This is a genomic window from Streptomyces sp. NPDC006733, from assembly GCF_040636125.1.
Lineage (GTDB): Bacteria > Actinomycetota > Actinomycetes > Streptomycetales > Streptomycetaceae > Actinacidiphila.
Map to the genome: position 1 here is coordinate 227,191 of NZ_JBEYJD010000001.1, position 21,548 is coordinate 248,738.

General features: G+C 72.0%; 19 protein-coding genes. 12 read left to right on the forward strand and 7 right to left on the reverse strand.

Annotated features, from left to right (window positions below):
• Nucleotides 1–153: 153 nt before the first annotated feature.
• Complete coding sequence (locus ABZ721_RS01015) at nucleotides 154–801, reverse strand: TetR family transcriptional regulator (protein WP_269269672.1); 648 nt, start codon at nucleotides 799–801, stop codon at nucleotides 154–156.
• A 746-nt stretch (nucleotides 802–1,547) separates the two neighbouring features.
• On the opposite strand from ABZ721_RS01015, the gene ABZ721_RS01020 reads away from it, so the two are divergent.
• Nucleotides 1,548–4,058, forward strand: a complete 2,511-nt coding sequence (locus ABZ721_RS01020; protein ID WP_358786401.1) for a PQQ-binding-like beta-propeller repeat protein — start codon at nucleotides 1,548–1,550, stop codon at nucleotides 4,056–4,058.
• Nucleotides 4,059–4,147: 89 nt separating this feature from the next.
• On the opposite strand, the gene ABZ721_RS01025 is transcribed toward ABZ721_RS01020, so the two are convergent.
• Nucleotides 4,148–4,894, reverse strand: coding sequence for a hypothetical protein (locus tag ABZ721_RS01025; protein WP_358786402.1), 747 nt, complete (start codon nucleotides 4,892–4,894; stop codon nucleotides 4,148–4,150).
• A gap of 551 nt (nucleotides 4,895–5,445) precedes the next feature.
• Between ABZ721_RS01025 and ABZ721_RS01030 the strand changes: the two genes are divergently transcribed.
• Nucleotides 5,446–5,727 (forward strand): hypothetical protein, encoded by a 282-nt coding sequence (locus ABZ721_RS01030; RefSeq protein ID WP_358786403.1) that lies wholly within the window; start codon nucleotides 5,446–5,448, stop codon nucleotides 5,725–5,727.
• Between the two features lie 23 nt (nucleotides 5,728–5,750).
• On the opposite strand, the gene ABZ721_RS01035 is transcribed toward ABZ721_RS01030, so the two are convergent.
• Genes ABZ721_RS01035 through ABZ721_RS01045 form a run of 3 tightly spaced genes read right to left on the reverse strand, consistent with a single transcriptional unit; the run spans nucleotide 5,751 to nucleotide 8,186 of the window.
• Nucleotides 5,751–6,524 carry an enoyl-CoA hydratase/isomerase family protein gene (locus ABZ721_RS01035; RefSeq protein WP_358786404.1) on the reverse strand — a complete coding sequence of 258 codons (774 nt, stop codon included), beginning with the start codon at nucleotides 6,522–6,524 and terminating at the stop codon, nucleotides 5,751–5,753.
• Entirely contained in the window at nucleotides 6,521–7,012 is a 492-nt protein-coding gene (locus tag ABZ721_RS01040; protein ID WP_358786635.1) for an OB-fold domain-containing protein, read from the reverse strand. The genes ABZ721_RS01035 and ABZ721_RS01040 overlap by 4 nt, the downstream gene beginning before the upstream one ends.
• A 22-nt stretch (nucleotides 7,013–7,034) precedes the next feature.
• A complete protein-coding gene (locus ABZ721_RS01045; RefSeq protein WP_358786405.1) occupies nucleotides 7,035–8,186 on the reverse strand; it encodes a lipid-transfer protein in 1,152 nt (383 codons plus the stop codon).
• Nucleotides 8,187–8,302: 116 nt separating this feature from the next.
• Between ABZ721_RS01045 and ABZ721_RS01050 the strand changes: the two genes are divergently transcribed.
• Nucleotides 8,303–9,865 carry a FadD3 family acyl-CoA ligase gene (locus ABZ721_RS01050; RefSeq protein ID WP_358786406.1) on the forward strand — a complete coding sequence of 521 codons (1,563 nt, stop codon included), beginning with the start codon at nucleotides 8,303–8,305 and terminating at the stop codon, nucleotides 9,863–9,865.
• 267 nt (nucleotides 9,866–10,132) lie between these two features.
• On the opposite strand, the gene ABZ721_RS01055 is transcribed toward ABZ721_RS01050, so the two are convergent.
• The gene (locus ABZ721_RS01055; protein ID WP_358786407.1) at nucleotides 10,133–10,765 is read right to left on the reverse strand and encodes an AMP-binding protein; all 633 of its coding nucleotides are present in this window, start codon (nucleotides 10,763–10,765) and stop codon (nucleotides 10,133–10,135) included.
• 532 nt (nucleotides 10,766–11,297) lie between these two features.
• Here ABZ721_RS01055 and ABZ721_RS01060 point away from each other — a divergent pair.
• The 4 genes from ABZ721_RS01060 (at nucleotide 11,298) to ABZ721_RS01075 (ending at nucleotide 15,893) form a co-directional block, all read left to right on the forward strand.
• Complete coding sequence (locus ABZ721_RS01060) at nucleotides 11,298–14,228, forward strand: BTAD domain-containing putative transcriptional regulator (RefSeq protein ID WP_358786408.1); 2,931 nt, start codon at nucleotides 11,298–11,300, stop codon at nucleotides 14,226–14,228.
• Nucleotides 14,229–14,380: 152 nt separating this feature from the next.
• Complete coding sequence (locus ABZ721_RS01065) at nucleotides 14,381–14,545, forward strand: hypothetical protein (protein WP_358786409.1); 165 nt, start codon at nucleotides 14,381–14,383, stop codon at nucleotides 14,543–14,545.
• A 423-nt stretch (nucleotides 14,546–14,968) separates the two neighbouring features.
• Nucleotides 14,969–15,142 (forward strand): hypothetical protein, encoded by a 174-nt coding sequence (locus ABZ721_RS01070; protein ID WP_358786410.1) that lies wholly within the window; start codon nucleotides 14,969–14,971, stop codon nucleotides 15,140–15,142.
• A 133-nt stretch (nucleotides 15,143–15,275) separates the two neighbouring features.
• Complete coding sequence (locus tag ABZ721_RS01075) at nucleotides 15,276–15,893, forward strand: TIGR03086 family metal-binding protein (RefSeq protein WP_358786411.1); 618 nt, start codon at nucleotides 15,276–15,278, stop codon at nucleotides 15,891–15,893.
• A gap of 63 nt (nucleotides 15,894–15,956) precedes the next feature.
• Here the strand turns inward: ABZ721_RS01075 and ABZ721_RS01080 are convergent, their stop codons facing one another.
• Nucleotides 15,957–16,406 carry an ATP-binding protein gene (locus ABZ721_RS01080; RefSeq protein ID WP_358786412.1) on the reverse strand — a complete coding sequence of 150 codons (450 nt, stop codon included), beginning with the start codon at nucleotides 16,404–16,406 and terminating at the stop codon, nucleotides 15,957–15,959.
• 291 nt (nucleotides 16,407–16,697) lie between these two features.
• Between ABZ721_RS01080 and ABZ721_RS01085 the strand changes: the two genes are divergently transcribed.
• The 5 genes from ABZ721_RS01085 (at nucleotide 16,698) to ABZ721_RS01105 (ending at nucleotide 21,432) form a co-directional block, all read left to right on the forward strand.
• Nucleotides 16,698–17,549 (forward strand): helix-turn-helix transcriptional regulator, encoded by an 852-nt coding sequence (locus tag ABZ721_RS01085; RefSeq protein WP_358786413.1) that lies wholly within the window; start codon nucleotides 16,698–16,700, stop codon nucleotides 17,547–17,549.
• An 11-nt stretch (nucleotides 17,550–17,560) separates the two neighbouring features.
• Nucleotides 17,561–17,764: a DUF397 domain-containing protein gene (locus tag ABZ721_RS01090; protein WP_358786414.1), complete on the forward strand. Its 204-nt coding sequence runs from the start codon at nucleotides 17,561–17,563 to the stop codon at nucleotides 17,762–17,764.
• Nucleotides 17,765–18,258: 494 nt separating this feature from the next.
• Nucleotides 18,259–19,476, forward strand: coding sequence for an amidohydrolase family protein (locus tag ABZ721_RS01095; RefSeq protein WP_358786415.1), 1,218 nt, complete (start codon nucleotides 18,259–18,261; stop codon nucleotides 19,474–19,476).
• Between the two features lie 221 nt (nucleotides 19,477–19,697).
• Entirely contained in the window at nucleotides 19,698–20,606 is a 909-nt protein-coding gene (locus tag ABZ721_RS01100; protein WP_358786636.1) for an LLM class F420-dependent oxidoreductase, read from the forward strand.
• 43 nt (nucleotides 20,607–20,649) lie between these two features.
• Complete coding sequence (locus ABZ721_RS01105; RefSeq protein WP_358786416.1) at nucleotides 20,650–21,432, forward strand: glucose 1-dehydrogenase; 783 nt, start codon at nucleotides 20,650–20,652, stop codon at nucleotides 21,430–21,432.
• The last annotated feature ends 116 nt before the right edge of the window (nucleotides 21,433–21,548 follow it).

The following is a 21,548-nucleotide window of genomic DNA, read 5'->3' on the forward strand; positions in this document are numbered from 1 at the left end:
CGCACGAGAAGGCCCCGCGCACGAGAACGCGGGCGCCGTACCGGCTACCTCCCCCGAGGACCGGACGGCGCCCGCGTAGGGCGCGAAGCGATGTGGCAGGACGGACGGACACACGGAAAGGGCGCGCCACACGGGCCACTTGGGCCCGACGAGTTACTTGGCGGGCTTCTTCCCGGTGACGCCGAGGTGGACGAGCAGTGCGAGGTTCGGCTTCAACTCGGCCTGTTTCACGCCCCAGCTGGTGAACCCCTTCTGGTGCGAGGCGACGGCGGCCAGCATGGCGACCAGCGAGCCGGCCATCGCGGCCGGACTGACCTCCTTGTCCACCTTGTTCTTGCTCTGGAGATCCTTGATGGAATCCGTGAGCGAGTTGGTGACGGCGTTCAGGATCTTCATGCGGATCTTGTAGAACCGCTTGTCCCCTTCCGCCGCCCCGAGGTCGACGACGCGCAGAATCGCGTCGTTCTTCCGCCAGAAGGAGAGGAAGCCGTCGACCAGTTCCTCCGCCGCGAGGGCGCCGGACTTGCCGATCCAGGAGCGTCCCGCGACCAGGTCGGTGAGGCTCGCTCCTTCCTTGGCCATTTCCTCGGCGAGTTCGAGGACCGCGCCCTCGACGTCGGGGAAGTACTGGTAGAACGTTGCGGGGGAGGTGCCCGCCATCCGGGCCACGTCAATGACCTTGACGTCCCGGTACGGCGACGTGCTGAGCATCTCGCCGAGGCAGTCGAGCAGCTTCTGCCGCGTCGCCTGTCCTCGACGACCGGCAACACGGCCGTCGACGGTGCGAACTTGTCCTGTCATGCCGTCAGTTTACCGGCGGGTGATCAGCGCGCGATTCGGCCTCCTGCAAATGGGGTCGGCCGGTTTCCGGGTGTGTGCGGGTGCGCTCCCGACCGTGTCGGTAGCGATACGCAGAGCGTTTGTCCGCACGCTTTCCGTCGGCTTTCCGCTCGTATTCCGGCGGATAACCGGCCGTCAGTACTATTCGCGGCGCCGCCGCTGCCGACCGCCTTCGGCCCGACGGAGCGGTGGGCCGGAGAGCCGAACAGGATCGGTTCCTGTCCACCATTCGAGCGAATCATCTTATCAACAGCCTGTGGATAACTTCTGTGGGCAGAGATCGGGGCGGCTCAAGAGTCGCCCCGTAACCGCCCCATAACCGGCCCGCAATCGACCTATAAGTCAGCTATCTACCGGTAAGGGCCACTTGCGGTATGTGTACGGCCTCCGGCGCCGCGCGACACGCCGTCCCGACATCGTTCCCCGTCGATTCGTGAACCCGTGGGCCCGGTCCCGCCAAGGATTCGGGCCGCACCCCGCCCACCACCTCCGGAGTCCGGATTTGGCCTGGTTCGGGCCCTGGCCCTGGCCCGTTCCGGGTCCCGTCCGGCTCCGGTCAGCCGTCCGTCCACACCTGACAGAACCCGGGGTCGGTACCGACAGAATCGACAGATGTCGTGTCGTTACGCCCCCGGGTTCGCAACCGGACCCTTCGCCAGGAAGAATCAGCTTTCATATGGGGAACACCCCACGGGGAGGGACGGGCAGTGGTGGAGCAGCTGACGCAGCACGACCCGCGACGGATCGGCCCTTTCGAGGTGCTGGCCCGGCTCGGTGCCGGCGGCATGGGGCTGGTCTATCTCGCAAGGTCGGCCTCCGGCCGCCGGGTCGCGATCAAGACGGTGCGCGCCGAGCTCGCCGAGGACCAGCTGTTCCGGGTCCGTTTCAGCCGTGAGGTCGAGGCGGCCCGCGCGGTCAGCGGCTTCTACACGGCCGCCGTCGTGGACGCGGACGCCCGCGCGGCCGTTCCGTGGCTGGCCACGGCCTACGTTCCCGCCCCCTCCCTCGAAGAGATCATCAACGAGGCCGGGCCGATGCCCGCCCAGGCCGTCCGCTGGCTCGCCGCCGGCGTCGCCGAGGCGCTCCAGTCGATCCACGGCGCGGGCCTCGTGCACCGCGACATGAAGCCGTCCAACGTCCTGGTCGTGGAGGACGGGCCCCGGGTGATCGACTTCGGTATCGCCAGCGGGGTGTCCAACACCCGGCTGACCATGACGAACGTCGCCGTCGGCACGCCCGCCTACATGTCGCCCGAGCAGGCCCGCGACTCGCGCAGCGTGCGCGGCGCCAGCGACATCTTCTCCCTCGGCTCGACGCTGGTGTTCGCCGCGACGGGGCACGCCCCCTTCCACGGCGCGAACCCCGTCGAGACGGTCTTCATGCTGCTCCGCGAGGGTCCGGACCTGGCGGGTCTGCCCAGCGAGCTGCGGCCGCTCATCGAGTCCTGCATGCGGATGGAGGCCGATCAGCGGCCCACGCCCGCCGAGCTGCAGGCGCAGCTCGCCCCGCACCTCTTCTCCACCGGCAGCGACGACACCGGCACGGCGTCCGCGTGGCTGCCGCCCGGGGCGGTCGCGCTGATAGAGCAGCGGCGCAGCGGCCGGCCGGCCGTCGCCGTCAACGCCAGGACCGCACCGCCGCTGCCCCCGCCGCCGTCGGCGCCGCCGCGCACCCCCGACCCGGTCGGGCACGGCCGGCATGGCGGGGCGGGCGGCCGTCAGGGCGGTGCCGGTGGCTTCAACGGTCCCGACGGCTTCAACAACCCGGCCGGGCCGGGCGGCCCCGGCGGGCTGAACGGTCCTGGCGGGCTGAACGGTCCTGGCGGGGCGAACGCTGCCGGTCGTGCCAACGCGCCGGTCGGTGGACGCGGCGCCGCCGCGCCCGAGCCGCACACCCACGGGCCCGTCCGGCTGGCCGGCTCCGCCCCGATAGGGCCGGGCCTGCGCGTCGCGGACGCCGACCACAAGGCGCAGCCGCCGAACGGCGCCCCCGGCACGGACTGGGTGCGGCGCGGTGGCGCGCACCGGGCCAACGGCCCCGGCGCGCTTCCCGTGCAGCCCCAGCCGGCGACTCCGGCGGGGGAGTGGCGGCCCTGGCGCTTCCGCATGTCCAACGACGTGTGGGGCACGCCCGTCGTCTCCGACGGCCGCCTCTACGTCACCTCCTTCGAGGTGCACGCGCTCGACATCGCCAGCGGGCGGCGGCAGTTCAAGACCCGCGACGTCGCCTGGACGATGGCCGTCGCCGACGGCCGTATCCACGCCTCCGACGGACCCAGCCTCTACGCCCTCGACACGGTCGACGGCGGCGACCTCTGGCGCACCGGCGTCGAGGGATGGATCTACTCGCTGCGCGCCGAACACGGCACCGTCGTCACGGGCACGCGCGGCGGCGGCGTCCAGGCCTGGGACGCCGACCGCGGCCTGCTGCGCTGGGAGCGGGGCGGTGCGCAGACGGAGTTCGAGTCCCCCGAGTCCGGGCCGTCGATCGCCGGCGGCACGGTGTACTTCCAGGGCGGCGGCCGGCTGTACGCCGTCGACGCCGGGTCCGGCGCCGAGCGCTGGTCCTACCCGGTCGGTGCGTCGGGCGTCCCCGGCGCGACCGGCAGCGTCCCGACGCGGCCGGTCGTGGCCGACGGCATCGTCTACGTCACCGCCGGCACGCGGGTGCTCGCCCTCGACGCCAGGTCGGGCGCGGAGCGCTGGCGCTTCGACGCCCCCGCCGTCATGTTCGGTCCGCCCGCCCACGTCCCGGGCGCGAGCGCCGCGGGCGGCGGCGTCTACATCGCCGACCACCTCGGCACGGTCTACGCCCTCGACGCGCACAGCGGCCGCGACCGCTGGCGCGTCGCGACAGAGCCCCGGCAGTCCCTCGAACCGGTGCTCGTCGCCGGCGGCGACGTGCTGCTGGGCGCGGGCAGCGCGCTCTACACGCTCGACGCCGTCACCGGCAATCCGAAGTGGCGCTTCGCGGCACAGGGCGAGATCGTCGGATCGCCGGTCGTCGCGGACGGCCGCGTCCACTTCGGCTCCAAGGACCACTGCCTCTACACGGTGGACGCCGGGGGCGGCCAGCTCCGCTGGAAGCTCGAAACGGGCGGCGAGATCACGGGGTCGCCGGTGGCGGCGGACGGTGTCGTGTACGCCTGCAGCAAGGACCGCTGCGTCTACGCCCTGGACGCGGTGAAGGGCACGGGCGCCGCCGCGCGGCGGCCCTAGTACGGGGCGGCGCGGCGACCGGCGGCACGACCACCGGTGACGACCCGGCCACCGGGGCGCGACGGCCTCAACCCGCCTCGGCGTGCCCGCTACTGCGGGCGTTCGTGCACGGTGGGGGGTTCGGTCGGGCGGCTCGGCGGGGTCCAGGCCGGCTCGGGGGTGATCACGGGCTGGGGGACGGTTCCGGTGATGGCCCCGGTCCCGGTCCCGGTGATGGTCTCGGGTGGCGGGGGCCAGGTGGGGGAAGTGGCCGTGCGGTCGACGGTGCGTACGTGATCGACCTGATCGACGTGATCGAGAAGCCCGACGGGCTCGACGCGATGGACGGGCTCGACACGATCAACGGGTTCGACGGGTTCGACGGGATCGAAGGGCACCGCGGGTTCCGCCTCCCGACGCGCCCGGCGGCCGTACCTCGCCCGCCGGTGGTGGCGGCGGCCCGACATCATGGCGGCCGCGATCAGGAGCAGGACGCCGCCGCCGAGGGCGTTGGCGACGCCGATGCCGAGGCCCTCACCTCCCGCCGTGAGGGAGCCGGCGGACAGCCCCTGGCGGACCATCCACAGGATGGTGATGCCGAGGACGACGACGCCCGAGCACGCGACGAGGAACCGGGAGCGCAGCAGGATCCCGAGGAGCGCGATCAGCGCGGCGAAGAGCATGGGGAGGAACAGTGAGCCCATGACGGCGGCCCGGTCGGCGGTGATCCCGTCGAAGAGGTCCTCCGCGCGGATCTCGGTGCCGTTCCGGCCGGCGTACCAGGCCCGGAAGGGGCTCCAGACGGCGACCGCCGCTCCCAGCAGGGCGATCAGGGACCCGAAGGCGTTGCGGATCATCGTGCCTCGTCCCCTTGCGGCGCCACCATGCGTTTCACGCTAAGCCGGGCGGCGTGAGGCCGCCACGCGGGGCGGCCACGGGTGTGAAGACCGGCGTGAAGGTCCGCGTGAAGGTCCGTCTGATGGTCCGTGTGAAGGTCTGTCGCAGAACGCCGACTCGCGCCGGGGGCCCCGCCACCAGGCTGCTAGCCTGACGCGCTCCTGCCAACGACTGGGGATCGTCAGCCATGCAGCTCCGCCAACTGCGACTTGTCGCGGTACTCGCCGTCGTCGTTCTCGCGCTCACGGGTTTCAGCTCGAGCAAGAGCAAGAGCAAGAGTCACAAGGGGGGCGGTTGCAGCAGCAGCCACAGCAGCAGCTCCTCCAGCTCCAGCTCAAGCTCCGGTTCCAGCTCCGGGTCGTCCTCCGGTTCCACTTCGAGTTCCGGTTCCGGTTCGAGCTACGACTCCAGCCACAGCCCCCGCCCCACCACCACCTACCGCCGGGGCACCAGCTCGCCGACGTCCTCGGGCTCGGCCAGCTCGACGTCGCAGCCCGCCGCGATCGACCAGGTGACGGTCCTGCGGTGCCTGAGCTCCGGAGCCGACCCCTCCCGGCCCACGTCGCAGCTGCGGATCGACAACAGCCGGGGCACCAAGGCGTACTACTTCACCGCCGTGGTGCGCCTGAACGACGTCCAGGGCGGGCAGGTCGGCACCTCCAAGCTCTCCCGCACCCTCGTGAAGGCCCGCTCGACGAAGACGGTCGACGTCACCGGGACCCTGGACGCCACCGCCCAGAGGAGCGACTGGGCCGAATGCGTCGTCACCAGTGCCAACCGCACCACCGGCTGAGCCGCCGACCAGCCACGGATCGGTCAGCGCACCCGGAACTCCCCGCCCCGTGAGGTGAACAGCTCCGCCTGCCGCTCCGGCGGCAGGTTCCCGAGGGCGATCAGGTGCGGGGCCTGCGCCAGCGCGTGCGCGCGGGCCGCCTCGCGGGCGGACCAGACGGCGCGGACCGTGCCCTGCACCGCCTCCGTCGGGTAGGAGGCGATGACGGCGGCGGCGCGCAGGGCCGCGTCGAGCAGTTCGTCGGCCGGAACGACCTCGGAGACGAGACCGGTCTCGTACGCCCGTCGCGCGCCGACCCGCTCCGCGGTCCCCATCAGCGACATCCGCATCACCTCGCCGTACGGCATGCGCTGCGCCATGAGGACGGACTCGTAGGCGCTGACCATGCCGTACGTCGTGTGCGGGTCGAAGAACGTGGCGTGCTCCGCGGCGATGACGAACTCGGCCTCGCCCAGCAGGTAGAAGGCGCCCCCGCAGGCCATCCCGTTGACGGCCGCGACGACCGGTTTCCACAGGTCGTTGGACTTGGGTCCGAGCCGCAGCAGCGGATCGTCGATCGAGTACGGGGACGGCGGCTGCGGGACGTCGACGGAACGATCGATCCCGGTGCAGAACGCCTTGTCGCCGGCGCCGGTGAGGACGATGGCGCGGACGTCGTCCGCCATCCGGAACTCGTGCCACAGGGCGGTGAGTTCGGCGACGGTGTCCAGGTCGATCGCGTTGTGGCGCTGCGGACGGTCCAAGGTGACGACGGCGACGCCGTCCTTCGACGTGGGCATGTCGCACGTGACGCTCATGGCCGCTCCAGCAGCCAGCGCGGCACGGTGACGCCGTCGGCCATCGCGTGGAAGACGACCTTCACCCCGGCGCCGATGCGGAGCCGCGACGGGTCGACGGAGTCCAGCGGCGCGTCGGCCGAGGCGACGAGGTTGCCGACGAGGCGGATCTGCGGGGCGTCCAGCAGCTCCACGACGATGGCGTTGTACGGGGCCTGCGCCGCGTACGCGGGCAGCAGGGGCGGGTGCGGGAAGACGTACGACCAGATGCGGCCGCGGCCGCTCATCCGCCGCCACTCGCTGTCGAAGGACTGGCAGTGCGGGCAGCAGGGGCGGGGCGGGAAGCGCAGGGCGCCGCAGGCGGCGCACGCCTGGACGCGCAGCTCCCCGCGGCGCGCGTACTGCCAGAAGGGCGCACCGTCGTCGTCGACCACGGGCAGCAGCAGTCCGTCGGCGGCGTTCACAGCGTTCGCAGCGTTCGCAGCGTTCGCAGCGTTCATGGCGTTCATGGCGTTCATGGCGTTCAGCTCCTCAGCTTCGCAGCAGCAGCGCGGATGTCGGTACGCCCTCGCCCGCCGTGACCAGGCAGGTCGCTGCGTCGGGGACCTGGGCGGTGGAGTCGCCGCGCAGTTGCTTGACGCCCTCGTTGATGAGGTTGAAGCCGTGGACGTACGCCTCGCTGAGGCCGCCGCCGCCGGTGTTGATGGGGAGCCGGCCGCCGATCTCCAGCGCGCCGCCCTCGGTGAACGCGGCGCCCTCGCCGCGCCCGCAGAACCCGTACCCCTCCAGCGAGAGCGGGATGAGCGGGGTGAACGCGTCGTAGATCTGGGCGACGTCGACGTCGTCGGGGGTGAGGTCGGAGTTCTTCCACAGGTGGCGCGCGGTGGCCCAGGACGGGCCGGTCAGCGGGTCGTCGTTCCAGTAGTTGACCATGCCGTGGTGCTGGGCGGGCAGCCCCTGGGCGGCGGAGTGCACGTAGACGGGCTTGCGCCGGCAGTCGCGGGCGCGCTCGGCGCTGACGATGACGCAGGCCAGTGCTCCGTCGGTCTCCAGGCAGTTGTCGAAGAGGCAGAGCGGTTCACTGATCCAGCGGGACGTCATGTACATCTCGCGGGTCAGCGGGCGCTCGTACATCATCGCGGCGGGGTTCTGGTTGGCGCGGTTGCGGCAGGCGAGGGCGACGTTGAACAGGTGGTCGCGGGTCGCGCCGAACTCGTGCATGTAGCGGCGGGCGAGCAGCCCGATCTCGTCGGCGGGGCGCAGCAGCCCGAAAGGGCGCGTCCACTGGCCGGGGGTGGGGAGCTGGACGGCCGTGTTGGTCCAGGGGCGCTTGCCGCTGCCGCGCTTGCGCGACCGCCAGGCCACCCCGACGGTCGCCTGGCCGGTGGCGACGGCCGCCGCGAGGTGCGCCACGGTCGCGCAGGACCCGCCGCCGCCGTACCCGACCTTGGAGAAGAAGGTGACGTCACCGGCGCCGATGGACTTCGCCACCTCGACCTCGTCGGTCTCCTCCATCGTGTAGGAGGCGAAGCCGTCGACCTCGGCGGGCGTGATGCCGGCGTCGTCGAGCGCGGCGATGATCGCGCGGCAGGCCAGGGTGCGTTCGGACTCCACAAGGTTCTTGGCGAACGGGGTCTGGCCTATTCCCACGATCGCTGTCGCGTCCTTCAGGGCAGCGCTCACGGACACCTCCCGGCATGGTCATCACTGCTGACAGCCAGTCAGAGTACCGCTAATCTGACGGACAGTCAGGTAGCAGGTGGCGGGGTAGTTGTGGGTCGGTGGCGGAGGGAAGCATCATGCGCGGTGACCTGGACTGGGGCAGCATCCCGGAGTTGGTACGAGCGGCGGTGCGGCAGTACGGCGACCGCGAGGCCGTCGTGGACGGCCGGACCCGCGTCAGCTACGCGGAGCTGGGCGAACGCGTCGAACGGGCCGCCGCCGCCACGATCGCGGCCGGCGTCGAGGCGGGCGACCGGGTCGCCGTCTGGGCGCCCAACACGCTCGACTGGATCGTCGCGGCGCTCGGCGCGGTGTCGGCGGGCGGCGTCCTCGTCCCGCTGAACACCCGCTTCAAGGGCGCCGAGGCGGCCTACGTCCTGCAGCGCACCCGCGCCAAGCTGCTCTTCGTCACGGGCACCTTCCTCGGGACGTCGTACGTCGCCTCGCTGCGCCGCGCCGACGCCGAGCTGCCGCACCTGCGCGACGTCGTCGTGCTCTCCGACACCGCGCCCGAGGGATACCGGACGTGGCGGGACTTCCTGGCGGGCGGCGAGGCGGTCTCGCGCGAGGCGGTACGCCGCCGGGCGGACTCGCTGCGCCCCGACGACCCCTCGGACATCACGTTCACCTCGGGGACCACGGGCCACCCCAAGGGCGCCGTCATCACGCACGCCCAGACGCTGCGCGTCTACGGCGTCTGGAGCGAACTGGCGGGCCTGACCGAGGGCGACCGCTACCTGATCGTCAACCCGTTCTTCCACACGTTCGGCTACAAGGCGGGCATCATCGCCTGCCTCATGCGCGGCGCCACGATGGTGCCGCAGCCGGTCTTCGACGTCGACACCGCGCTCGCCAACATCGCCGCCGAGCGCATCAGCGTCCTCCCCGGCCCGCCCACCCTCCACCAGTCGATCCTCGACCACCCGGCCCGCGCCAAGCACGACCTGAGCGCGCTGCGCCTGGTCGTCACCGGCGCGGCCGTCGTCCCCCTCGAACTCGTCGAGCGGCTGCGCTCCGAGCTGAAGATCGCGACCGTCCTCACGGCGTACGGCCTGACGGAGGCCGGCGGCACGGTCACGATGTGCCGCCGGGGCGACCCGGCGGAGGTCATCGCCTCCACCTCGGGCCGCGCGATCCCGGACACCGAGGTGCGCGTCCTGTCCGCGGGGCCGGGCGAGCCCGGCGAGGTCCTGGTCCGCGGCTACAACGTCATGCGCGGCTATTTCGAGGACCCGGAGGAGACGGCCCGCGCCATCGACGCGGACGGCTGGCTGCACACCGGCGACGTCGGCGTCATGGACGCCGACGGCAACCTGCGCATCACCGACCGCATCAAGGACATGTTCATCGTCGGCGGCTTCAACGCGTACCCCGCCGAGATAGAGCAGGCCCTGCGCCACCACCCCGACGTCACCGACGCCGCCGTCATCGGCGTCCCCGACCCCCGCCTGGGCGAGGTCGGCAAGGCGTACGTCATCCGCCGCCCCGACTCCACCCTCTCGGCCGACGACCTGATCGCCTGGTCGCGCCGGGAGATGGCCAACTACAAGGTGCCGAGGGAGGTCCACTTCCTGGCGGAACTCCCGCGGAACGCGAGCGGCAAGGTGATGAAGGCGGAACTGCGGGCGGCGAGGCGGTAGCGGGGCGGCAGCGGGGCGCCGCGCACACCCAGCGGGGATCGGGGCGCCACCTCCCGCCCAGCGGGGATCGGGGCGCCACCTCCCGCCCCGCGGGGATCGGGGCGCCACCTCCCGCCCCGCGGGGACCGGGGCGCCGCTCACGTCCAGCAGGGACATGGGGGCGCCGCTCACGCGCCGCAGGGGCCAGCGCGCCGCCGTGCTCTCACGCACCGCCGTGCCCGCACACAACGCCGTGCGCTCAAGCACCGCCGCGCACCGACGTGTCCCCTACAGCGCCACATGCGTCGGCAGCAGGATGCGCCACACCGCGTCCTCCAGCCCGTGCACCGCCGCGATCCACCCCACGTTCTCCTCCTCGGTGCCCAGCCGTACCGCCTGGGCCAGCTCCGCCACCACGTCCGCGAGGTCCCCGTGCCCCATCGCGGGCTCCAGCCGGCCGCCGGCCGGGCCGTCGTCCAGGTAGCGCTGGTAGCCCGGCGCGGTGCGCAGGACGCCCACCGGGCGCCAGCTCTCCGCCAGCCGCCACACCGGCTCACCGCCGACGAGGGTGCCGTCCGCCTCCACCACCTGCGTGCGGGTGCGGTCCACCGCCAGCGCGGTCCAGCCGTCGCCGCCCGTCAGCACCGCCGCCGGCGCGCAGTGGTCGACGCAGCGGCCCACCGCCGACGTCACCCCCGGCGCGGGCAGCACGAGCGGTATCGCCGTCATCCCCGCGTAGAGGCAGCCGAAGAACGCCCCCGCGAGGTCGGCGCCCTCCGGGTAGGCGAGCAGCACCCGGCTGCCGGGCGGCATCAACTGCCCGAGGCGCGCGGCCACCGCCCGCGCCCGGCGGTCCAACTCCCGGTAGTTGCAGCCGGCGGTCCCCGTCGAGTCGCCGTCGGGGAACGGCAGCGCCGGCACCGACTGGGGGGCCCACGCGGCCCTGCGGCGCAGCCACGGTCCGGGCAGCCGGTCGACGGCCGTCAGGCTTCTGGTTCCGGTCCGGGGGCGAGATCCGGACTTTGAACCGTGGCCGGAATTCGACCCCGAGCCCGAGCCCGGCCCTGAACCGCCGCCCGCACCGGATCCGGTCCCGGAACCTGATCCGGAGCCGCTTCTCGTCACCGCCACCGGTACGCATCGTGAACACATGACTGACCTCTCACCTCCCTCGCACCAGAAAACACACGGGCACCACCGAAATGCACACAGCACAATCCGCGGTCACACACAGACGGAACCTCAAATTCAGCACAACTTTCCCCGTAACGCCGGGTCGGGTGCTAGCACGGGGTGACCCCGGCCCTCCGACACGGCAAACTGGCACGGGACGGCGGGCTGAGTGATTGGCCCCACCCGTCATGCGGACACTGTTCCGGTACGCGATGAACGATAGATATACGCGCGTCGCGCCGATTGACACCGCATCGGCCGGCACGCCTCAGGGGGCAGCATGGACAGCGCGACAGGGCCCGACCAGGGCCTGCGGTTCGCAGTTCTCGGTCCGGTACGGGCATGGCGCGACGAGCAGCCGATCGTCACCGGCTCCCCGCAGCAGCGCGCCCTGCTCGCCGCGCTGCTGCTGCGCGGCGGCCGGACCGCGACCGCGTCGGAACTCCTCGACGCCCTGTGGGGCGAGACGGCGCCCACCACCGCGCTGGCTGCCCTGCGCTCGTACGCCTTCCGGCTGCGCAAGGCGCTCGGCGCCGACGCGCTCGTCACCGAATCCGGTGGATACGCCCTGCATGTGGCGCCGGACGGGCTGGACTTCGCCGCCGCGGAGCGGCTCGCCGCCGAGGCCGAGAAGGCCCGCGGGGCCGGCGACCCGGCGCGCGCCCGCGAACTGCTCGCCACGGTACTGGGGATGTGGAACGGCGAGCCGCTGGCGGGTCTGCCGGGCCCGTACGCGGAGGCCCAGCGCACCCGGCTGGAGGAGTGGCGGCTGACCGTCACCGAGACCCGGCTGGAGCTCGACCTGGAGCTGGCCGCGCACGCCGAGGCCGTCTCCGAACTGACCGCGCTCTCCGCCGAACACCCGCTGCGCGAGCGGCTGCGCTGCCTGCTGATGCTCGCCCTGTACCGCAGCGGCCGGCAGGCCGAGGCGCTCGGTGTCTATGCCGACACCAGACGGCTGCTCGCCGACGAGCTGGGCGTCGACCCGTGCGCCGAACTCAGCGAGCTGCACCAGCGGATCCTGGAGGCCGACCCCGGCCTGGCCGCCCCGAACGGCTCCGGCGGCCACACCGCCGAGGTCGTCCGGCCCGCCCAGCTCCCGGCCACCGTCGCCGACTTCACCGGCCGCGCCGCCTTCGTCCGCGAGCTGGGGGCTCAGCTCACCGAGGCGGAGAAGGACGTCATGGCCGTCTCCGCGCTGGCCGGAATCGGTGGGGTCGGCAAGACCACCCTCGCCGTCCACGTCGCGCACGCCGCCCGTGACGCGTTCCCCGACGGCCAGCTCTACGTCGACCTCCAGGGCACCGATGCCAGGCCCGCGGAACCCGAGGCCGTCCTCGGCTCGTTCCTGCGGGCGCTGGGCCTGTCCGACGGCGCGATCCCGGACTCGCTCGCCGACCGCGCCGCGCTCTACCGCTCCACCCTGGACGGCCGCCGGGTGCTGGCGCTGCTCGACAACGCGCATGACGCCGCCCAGGTCCGGCCGCTGCTGCCGGGCACGCCCGGCTGCGCCGCGCTGATCACCAGCCGGGTCCGGATGGTGGACCTCGCGGGCGCCCACCTCGTCGACCTGGACGTGATGAGCCCCGAGGAGGCGCTGCACCTCTTCACCAAGATCGTGGGGGAGGAGCGCGTCACCAGCGAGCGGCAGTCCGCCCTGGACGTCGTCGCCGCCTGCGGCTTCCTGCCGCTCGCCATCCGCATCGCCGCCTCCCGGCTGGCCGCCCGCCGGACGTGGACCGTCGCCGTCCTGGCCCGCAAGCTCGCCGACCAGCGCCGCCGGCTGGACGAGCTGCGCGCCGGCGACCTGGCCGTCAAGGCCACCTTCGAACTCGGCTACGGCCAGCTCGAACCGGCGCAGGCCCGTGCCTTCCGCCTGCTGTCGCTCCCCGACGGCCCGGACATCTCGCTGGACGCGGCCGCCGCCGTGCTGGACATGGACCCGTACTCGACCGAGGAGCTGCTCGAAGCCCTCGTCGACATCAGCCTGATCGAGTCCGCCGCCCCGGCCCGCTACCGCTTCCACGACCTGCTGCGGCTGTACGCGCGCGAGTGCGCCGACCGCGACGAGACCGACGAGGCCCGCTGCCGGGCGCTGTCCCGGCTGCTCGACTTCTACCTCTCCTCCGCCGCGTGCGCCTACGAGCTGGAGAACCCCGGCGACCGCGTCCTGGACCACCTCGCCCCCACCGAACACGCAGGGCTGGCCTTCGGCACCCGCGAAGAGGCCCTGGAATGGCTGTTCTCCGAGGCCCAGGGCCTGCTCGCCGCCGTGCAGCAGGCCGCGGGCGGCGGCTGCGAGGGCCCGATGCGCCGCGCGGTCGACCTGCTGTGGGCGGCGCAGGACCTCATGGAGTCGGGTGTCTACGCCCGCCAGTACGAGCAGGGGGTGCAGGCGCTGGTGCGGACGGCGGGCGACTGCGCCGAGCACCTGGTCGAGGGCCGGGCCCGCGTGCTGCTCGGCCAGCTCCACCGGCTGTCGGGGCAGTTCGTGGCCGCCGATCGGGAGGCGCAGCGCTCCTTCATCGTCGGCCTGGCCGCCGAGGACCCGCTGACCCGCAGCTACGCCCTCAACCTGCGCGGCGGGATAGCTCTGCAGAGCCGCCGCTTCCACGAGTGCGCCGAGTACCACAGCAACGCGCTGGAGGCGTTCCGCGAGGACGGCAACCGGCACGGCGAGGCCGCCGCGCTCAGCAACCTCTCCCGGGCCCAGCTGGAGCTGGGCGACACGGACGCCGCGGTGTCGGCCACCCAGCAGGTGGTGGCGATCTACCGCGGCCTGGGCGCCGGATTCCGGCTCGGCAACGGCCTGTACGCCATGGGCATCGCCCTGACCGCGACCGACCGGCTCGACGAGGCGACCGCGTGCCTGACCGAGGCGCTGGGCATCTTCCGTGAGGCGCGGCAGCGCTTCTGGGAGGGCATGACGCTCTTCCGGCTCGCCAAGGTCCACCTGGCGGGCGGCCAGTGGCGCCAGTCGGCGTCCCACGCCGAGCAGGCGCTCGTCATCCTGCGCGAGGTGGGCGGCGAATGGCGCACGGCCAACGCCCTGACGGTCCTCGGCCGGGCCCTCGCCGGCTTCGACCAGAGCATCCGCGCCCGTGCCTGCTGGCACGACGCCCTGGGCATCTTCACCGCCCTCAACTCCCCCGAGGCGGACGAGGTCCGCGGCCTCATCGACGACCGGCAGACGCCCGCGGTCGCCATATAACCGCAGGTCGCCGCGAGCAACGTGCTCGTTTATCGGTTGATTATCGCGGGATGCCAGGATTCCATTCATCGCACGAGCCACCCGCCCGGTGGCGCACGGGGGTCGCCACCGGGCGGGTTCAACACAGGACAGACAAAACCTGGGGAGTCCATATGACCACCGAGATCCCGAAGCCCAAGAACGACGGCCCCATCGTCAAGCCGGACAACTGGCACAACGACAGCACCACGGAGCCGATCCCGGACGTCCTCCTCGGCGACGGTGGCACCGAGACGAAGCCGGACAACTGGCACAACGACTCCGAGCCCGCCAGCTGACCGGCCGAGCCGCTCGGGGATCCACAGGGGGAGAAGACGTTCCAGGGCTCGGGGGAGCCCAGGAGCGAGCGGCCCGGGGGGACCGCACACGGGGGTAACACGGGGGAAAGACGTTCCGGGGTTCGGGGGAGCCCAGGAGCGAACGGTCCGGGGGGACCGCCCAGGGTTCGGGGGAACCCAGGGACGCACGGGGCTCGGGGGAGCCCACCGTAGAACGGGTCCGGGGGGACCCCAGCACGAATCCAGGGTCCGGGGGGACTCAGCGGGAGGAACGGGACCGCACCAGGGGGAACACGAGAGACCGACCATGGCGTGGAGGGGGCGCCGTGGCCGGTCTCTCTTCTCGTGCGGGAACCTGCGGTCGCGAGGGAAGGGCGTCGGTATTCCGCATGCCGGCTACTCGTACCAGGTGATCGCGCAGATGTGGATCGCCTCGTGGCGCGGCACAGCGAGGAACGAGAAGAAGCCGCGCCCGCTGAGGATGTCGAACTCGCGGAGTCCGCCCTCACGATCCTCCGGTCGTCCTACCTCGACCGCGTCGCGATCAGCGGCCCGTACGGGCCGACGGGCTGCTCGGTCGTCGCACACCTCCGGTAGGAGCGATCAGGGCGATTCACGGTACCGGTCCCGGCGCCGGTGGACAGCGCGACGGAACCGTCCGCCCGTTCGGTGTCCGACGCGCGCCTGGTCCTGCGGGCGAAAGAAGGGCAAAGCGGGCAGGGTGGTCCGCGTGATCAAGAGCTTTGAGGGAATTGTCGAGCGGTACGTGCTGGCCGGGGACGGGTTCGGGCGGGTGTTGCGGGAGGTGCGGGCCGAGCAGTGGGGGTGGCCCACTCCGTGTGCGGAGTGGGACGTGCGCCTGCTGGTCAACCACATGACGCGGGGCAACCTCAGCTACGTGGGCCTGCTGGGCGGCGGCAGCGCCGCCGACTTCCTGCGGCTGCGGGACGCGGACGCGCTCGGCGCCGAGCCGGTCGCCGCGTACATCCGGTCCTTCGAGGAGTGCGCGGCCGCGTTCCGCCGGCCGGGCGCGCTGGAGCGGTTGCTCGACTACCCCCTGGGCAAGGTCACCGGCGCCCAGGCCCTCGCCGTGCGCAGCACGGACAGCACCGTCCACACCTGGGACCTCGCCCGCGCCATCGGCGCCGACGAGACGCTCGACCCCACCCTGGTCGCCTGGATCGACGACCACCTGGACGCGATCTACGCCGACCTGGCCGAAACCCCCACCGCCCCGGAAACCACCCACCGCTTCTTCGCCGCCCCGGCGGAAGGCCTCCCGGTGACCGCCTCCCGCCAGCACCGCCTCCTGAACCGCATGGGCCGCAACCCTGCCCGCCAAGACTGAACCGCCCACCGGAACGGAACCGCCCACCGGAACAGAACCGCCTGCCGGAACGGAACCGCACGGCTACCGCGTACGGATCTCACACCACACCCCCTTGCCGCCCAACCCGCCGATCCCGACCGGCCCACCCGGCTCCGTACCCCACCGATCCGCGAGAACGTCAACGAGAACGAGCCCCCGCCCGTGCTCGGCGGACGCCCGGCTGCCGCTCCGCAGGCGCGGCGCCGCCGGGGAGGAGTCGTAGACGTGGATCCGGACGCAGACGCTCCGGACGTCGAGCCACAGCAGGGAGCCGCCACGGGGGGCGTGTTGGACCGAGTTGGTGACCAGCTCGCTCACGCAGAGCTGCGCCGTGTCGAGAATGTGCGCGAGGTCGAGCGACCGCAGCACGCTGGCGGCGAACTCGCGGGCGATCTTCGGTGACGTGTCCAGCGGCGGGCTGAACATCGTGTACGAGTGCGGGGCGCTGCGGCCGCTCGGCGGCCAGCTGGGGGCGCACGTGGTCGAGCCCATGGGTGATCTCCCTGGGGTGCGTTGGGGGTTGGTCCGTGGCGTGTCAGCGGGACGGTGGCAACGCCCTCTGCGATCGGCCGTTCACAGAAGGTGCACTTCCGCCCTGCGGGCAGCGCAAAATGGAGGCGAGGCACCCTCGGGTGCCCACTCCGTTCAGTGACTGAAGTGATACCCAAGGTAAGGGCCAAGGTTAATCCGGCGCAACCATAAACCGGAGGTTGCCTCGAACGAGGGGCCTCGTCCATGCTGACGCGGCGTGCTCGATCAACCCCCGCGCCAAGGAAGGGAGCCATGCCCCCGAGGATCAATCCCACAGCTCGGCAGGAGCGGCTGGGTCTCGAACTGCGCAGGTTGCGCGAGCAGGCCGACATGACCGCCCGGGAAGCGGCGGCTCTGCTGGCGATCAACCCGATTCAGATCAGCCAGATCGAGTCCGGCCGTGGTGGCATCAGCGAAGAGCGGCTCCGCCGCCTCGCGGGCTTCTATGAGTGCGACGACCCGGCGCTTATCGATGCGCTGGTCGAGATGGCCAACGAACGTGGCAAGGGTTGGTGGGACGACTACCGGGGCGTGCTTCCTCCCGGATTCCAGGATCTGGCCGAACTCGACTGCCGGGCCTCGTTCCTACGGACCCTCGACATCGTGCACGTCCCGGGGATGATGCAGACCGAGGACTACGCCAGGGCGGTCTTCACGTACGTCAAACCAGATCTCCCGAGCCAGGACATCGACGCCCGGGTGGAGCACCGTATGCGAAGGCGGCTGCTCTTCGACAAGGACCGACCCCCGGAGTTCTCGGCGATCATTCACGAGGCGGCGCTTCGCATCATGGTCGGCTCTCGCAAGCTCGCGCGTGAGCAACTGGACCACCTCCTCGACCTCTCGGAGCGCCAGCGGGTTGCCGTGCGCGTCATCCCTTTCAGCGCTGAGGGCTTTGCCGGTGCGGGCTACTCGATGATGTACGCCGGCGGCCGGGTGCCCCAACTGGACACCGTGGTCATCGATGGCGCGCACCACAGCATGTTTCTGGATACACAGGCGCAGCTCCGGAAGCACCGGGCGGTGTTCGCCAAGGTCGAAGGCTCGGCGCTTCATCCCGAAGCGTCGCGCGAGTTGATCCATCGCATCTCTCAAGAACTCTGAAAGGCAGGACCATGCCCTCCATCACCCACTGGCGTAAGTCGTCGTTCTCGGCAGGGGGCGACGGTAACAACTGCGTCGAACTGGCGAAGATAGGACGGACCGTGCACCTCCGGGAGAGCGACGCCCCCGGCGTCGTCCTCGCCACTACGGCCGCGCGGCTCACGTCGTTCATCAAGAGCGTCAAGGCCGGGGCGTACGACCACTTCGTGGGCTGAGCTCAGGGCGGTGCGGAGGGGGCGTCTGCGGCGCTGCGCGCCTTGACCGGGGGGAGGGGAGGCCCCGGCGCGGTGCGCCTGCCAGTGTGGGCGCCCGCTGCGCGGGCTGAGGGGGCGGAGGGGAGCCGGTCCGCTGCGCTTCCCGGGGCGGGTGGGGGTGGCGCCGACGATCAACTTGGGCGCACGGAGCTGCGTCAGGCGGTGTTCTGTGCGTCCTTCGTGGCGGGCGGGCCTCGGCATGCCGCCTCGTGGGTCACGCATGTCGTCTCTCGTCACACCCGCCTCGCTTCCCTGCGGGGAAGGTGGCTGGAGCCCGCTCCGGCCCGGCGTCGATCTTCCGGCGCGGCCGGCTCCACGCCTTGCTCGGGGTGGAGCGGCGGGCGGCCCCGGCGCCGAGCCGGCTCGGCGCCCGCCAGGGGCCGGCTCCCGGCCCGTACGCACTGCCCGCGTCCCCGTAGCTGACGGATCGTCAGATAAACGCTACCTTGGTGGTTATGGAGACCTTCCCGAAGATCATCTCGGTGGACGACCACACGGTTGAGCCCCCCAACGTCTGGCGGGACCGGCTCCCGTCCAAGTACCGCGACATCGGTCCGCGCATCGTGCGGGCTCCCCTGAAGGAGATGACCTTCCTGGGGGGCAAGTTCGCCCCCGTCATGGGGGAGCAGGGTGACGACGGGCCGATCGGCGACTGGTGGGTCTACGAGGACCTGCACCGGCCGCTGACCCGGCTCGACACCGCCGTCGGCTACTCCCGCGACGAGATCAAGCTCGAGGTGATCACCTACGAGCAGATGCGCCCGGGGTCGTTCAGCGTGCCCGAGCGGCTGGCGGACATGGACGTCAACCACGTCCAGTCCGCGCTCTGCTTCCCGACCTTCCCGCGGTTCTGCGGCCAGACGTTCACCGAGGCCAAGGACCGTGAGCTGGGGCTGCTCGGGGTGCGGGCGTACAACGACTGGATGGTGGAGGAGTGGTGCGGACCCGAGGCGCACGGGCGCCTCATACCGCTCACCCTCGTCCCGCTCTGGGACGCCGAGCTGGCGGCGGCCGAGGTGCGCAGGAACGCGGCGCGCGGGGTGCGGGCCGTCTGCTTCTCGGAGATCCCGCCGCACCTGGGGTTGCCGTCCATCCACACCGACGAGTGGGACCCGTTCCTGCGGGCCTGCGACGAGACCGGCACCGTCATCGCGATGCACATCGGCTCGTCCAGCAGGATGCCCTCGACGTCGGCGGACGCGCCGCCGGCGGTCGGGTCCACGATCACCTTCGCCAACTGCTGCTTCTCGATGGTCGACTGGCTGATGTCGGGCAAGTTCGAGCGCTTCCCGAACCTGAGGATCATGTACGCGGAGGGGCAGATCGGCTGGATCCCGTACATCCTGGAGCGCGCCAACGTGGTCTGGGAGGAGAACCGGGCCTGGGGCGGCGTCGCCGACAAGGTGTTCCGGCCGCCGTCCGAGCTCTTCGCGGAGCACGTCTACGGGTGTTTCTTCGACGACGCGTTCGGGCTGAAGAACCTCGACGACATCGGTGTGCCGAACGTGCTCTACGAGACGGACTACCCGCACTCGGACTCCACCTGGCCCAAGTCCAAGGAGGTCGGCGAGGCGCAGATGGGGCATCTGGCCCCGGACGTGGTCGACCGCATCGTGCGCGGCAACGCGATCGACCTCCTCGGCCTGACCCCGGACGGCCTCTGGGCGGGCTGACGGGTCCGGGGCGCCCGGCGCCGCGCCCGCCCGGTCGCGGGGGCGCGGCGCCACGGCCTGCCCTCCCGGCGGCGCGCACACGGAGCGGGTGCGGGACGGGTGCGGGTGGAAAAGCCGGCCTACCCCTTTACTGACGCATCGTCAGATACGACGATGGGCCGCGGAGCCCCGGGCCTCGGCCCGCCCGTCGACCAAGGGAGAGCCGCGCCGTGCGCTACGGGATGCAACTGCCCGTCCAATCGCTGAGCACGATCTACGCCGAGCCATGGGAGCGGGAGGCCGGCCCCGCCGACCTCGTCGAGATCGCGCGGACCGCCGACCGGTGCGGGTTCGACTACATCGCCTCGTGCGACCACGTCGCCATCCCGCGGCGGCTGGCCGACGCGATGAGCACCACCTGGTACGACCCGGTGGCGACCCTCGCCTACCTCGCCGCCGTCACGACGAACGTCCGGCTGCTCAGCCACGTGGCCGTCGCCGGGCTGCGCCACCCGCTGATCACCGCGAAGTCGTACGCGACGCTCGACCACCTCTCCGGCGGCCGGCTGGTCCTCGGGGTCGGGGCGGGCCACGTGGAGGAGGAGTTCGACGCGGTCGGCGCCGACTTCGCGCAGCGCGGGCCGGTACTGGACGAGACGATCGACGCGCTGCGGGAGGCGTTCACCGACGAGTTCCCCGAGCACCACGGGGAATTCTTCGACTTCGCCGACCTGGGGCAGCGCCCCCGTCCCGCCCAGGCCGGCGGTCCGCCGATCTGGGTCGGCGGGTCGTCGCCCGCTGCCGTGCGCCGGGCCGCCGTCCGGGGCGACGGATGGCTGCCGCAGGGCGACCCGCGCTCCAAGCTGCCGCAGCAGATCGCCCGGATCAGGGAGCTGCGCGAGGAGGCGGGCGTCACCGCGCCGATCGAGATCGGCACCATCGCCGAGCCGCTGCACATCGGGGAGCCGACGTGGGAGGTCGGGCGCCGCACGCTGCACGGCAAGCCGGACGCCCTGGCGGCGAGCCTGCGGGAGTACCCGGCGATGGGGGTCGGGCAGATCCAGGTCCGCTTCCGGAGCCGGAGCAGGGCCGAGCTGATCGAGCAGATGGAGGCGTTCGCCGCCGACGTCGCGCCGCACCTGGACGCGTAGCCGCACCCGTCCGCACGGCCACACATCGACCGAGGAGACAGACATGGGCAAGCTGGACGGGCGCGTGGTGCTGATCACCGGCGCCGCGCGCGGGCAGGGCGAGCAGGAGGCGCGGCTGTTCGCCGCCGAGGGGGCGAGCGTCGTCCTGGGGGACGTGCTCGACGAGCAGGGCGAGGCGCTGGCCAAGGAGATAGGGGACAGCGCGCGCTACGTCCATCTGGACGTGAGCCGCGAGGACGACTGGACGGCGGCCGTCGCGGCGACGACGGAGGCCTTCGGCCACCTCGACGGCCTCGTCAACAACGCGGGCATCCTGCGCTTCAACGAGCTGAAGAACACCCCGCTGGAGGAGTACCAGCTGGTGGTGCAGGTCAACCAGGTGGGCGCGTTCCTCGGGATGCGGGCGGCGATCCCCGCCCTGGAGGCGGCGGGCGGCGGCACGATCGTGAACACCGCCTCGTACACCGCGCTGAGCGGCATGGCGCTGCTGGCGTCGTACGCCGCCACGAAGGCCGCGATCGTCGGGATGACGCGGGTGGCGGCGATGGAGACGGCGGCCAAGGGGATCCGGGTGAACGCGATGTGCCCGGGGGCCATCGACACCCCCATGTCCAACCCCTCCCTGCTCGACCCGGACTCCGACCTGGCGTCGTCCTCGGCGGCGCTGGACGACTTCTACAAGAAGCTCCTGCCGATGGGCCGGATCGGCCGGCCGGCCGAGGTGGCGAAGCTCGCCCTGTTCCTGACCAGCGACGACTCCTCGTACATCACCGGGCAGCCGTTCGTGATCGACGGCGGCTGGCTCGCCGGGATCTCGGTCTTCTAGCCGTCCTCCCGCTGTCGCCCGACCGCCTGATCTGACGCAGCATCAGCTATTGACGCTCCGCCGGGGCAGTGCCAGAGTCGTTCGTATCTGACGGAGTGTCAGAAATACTTCAGGAC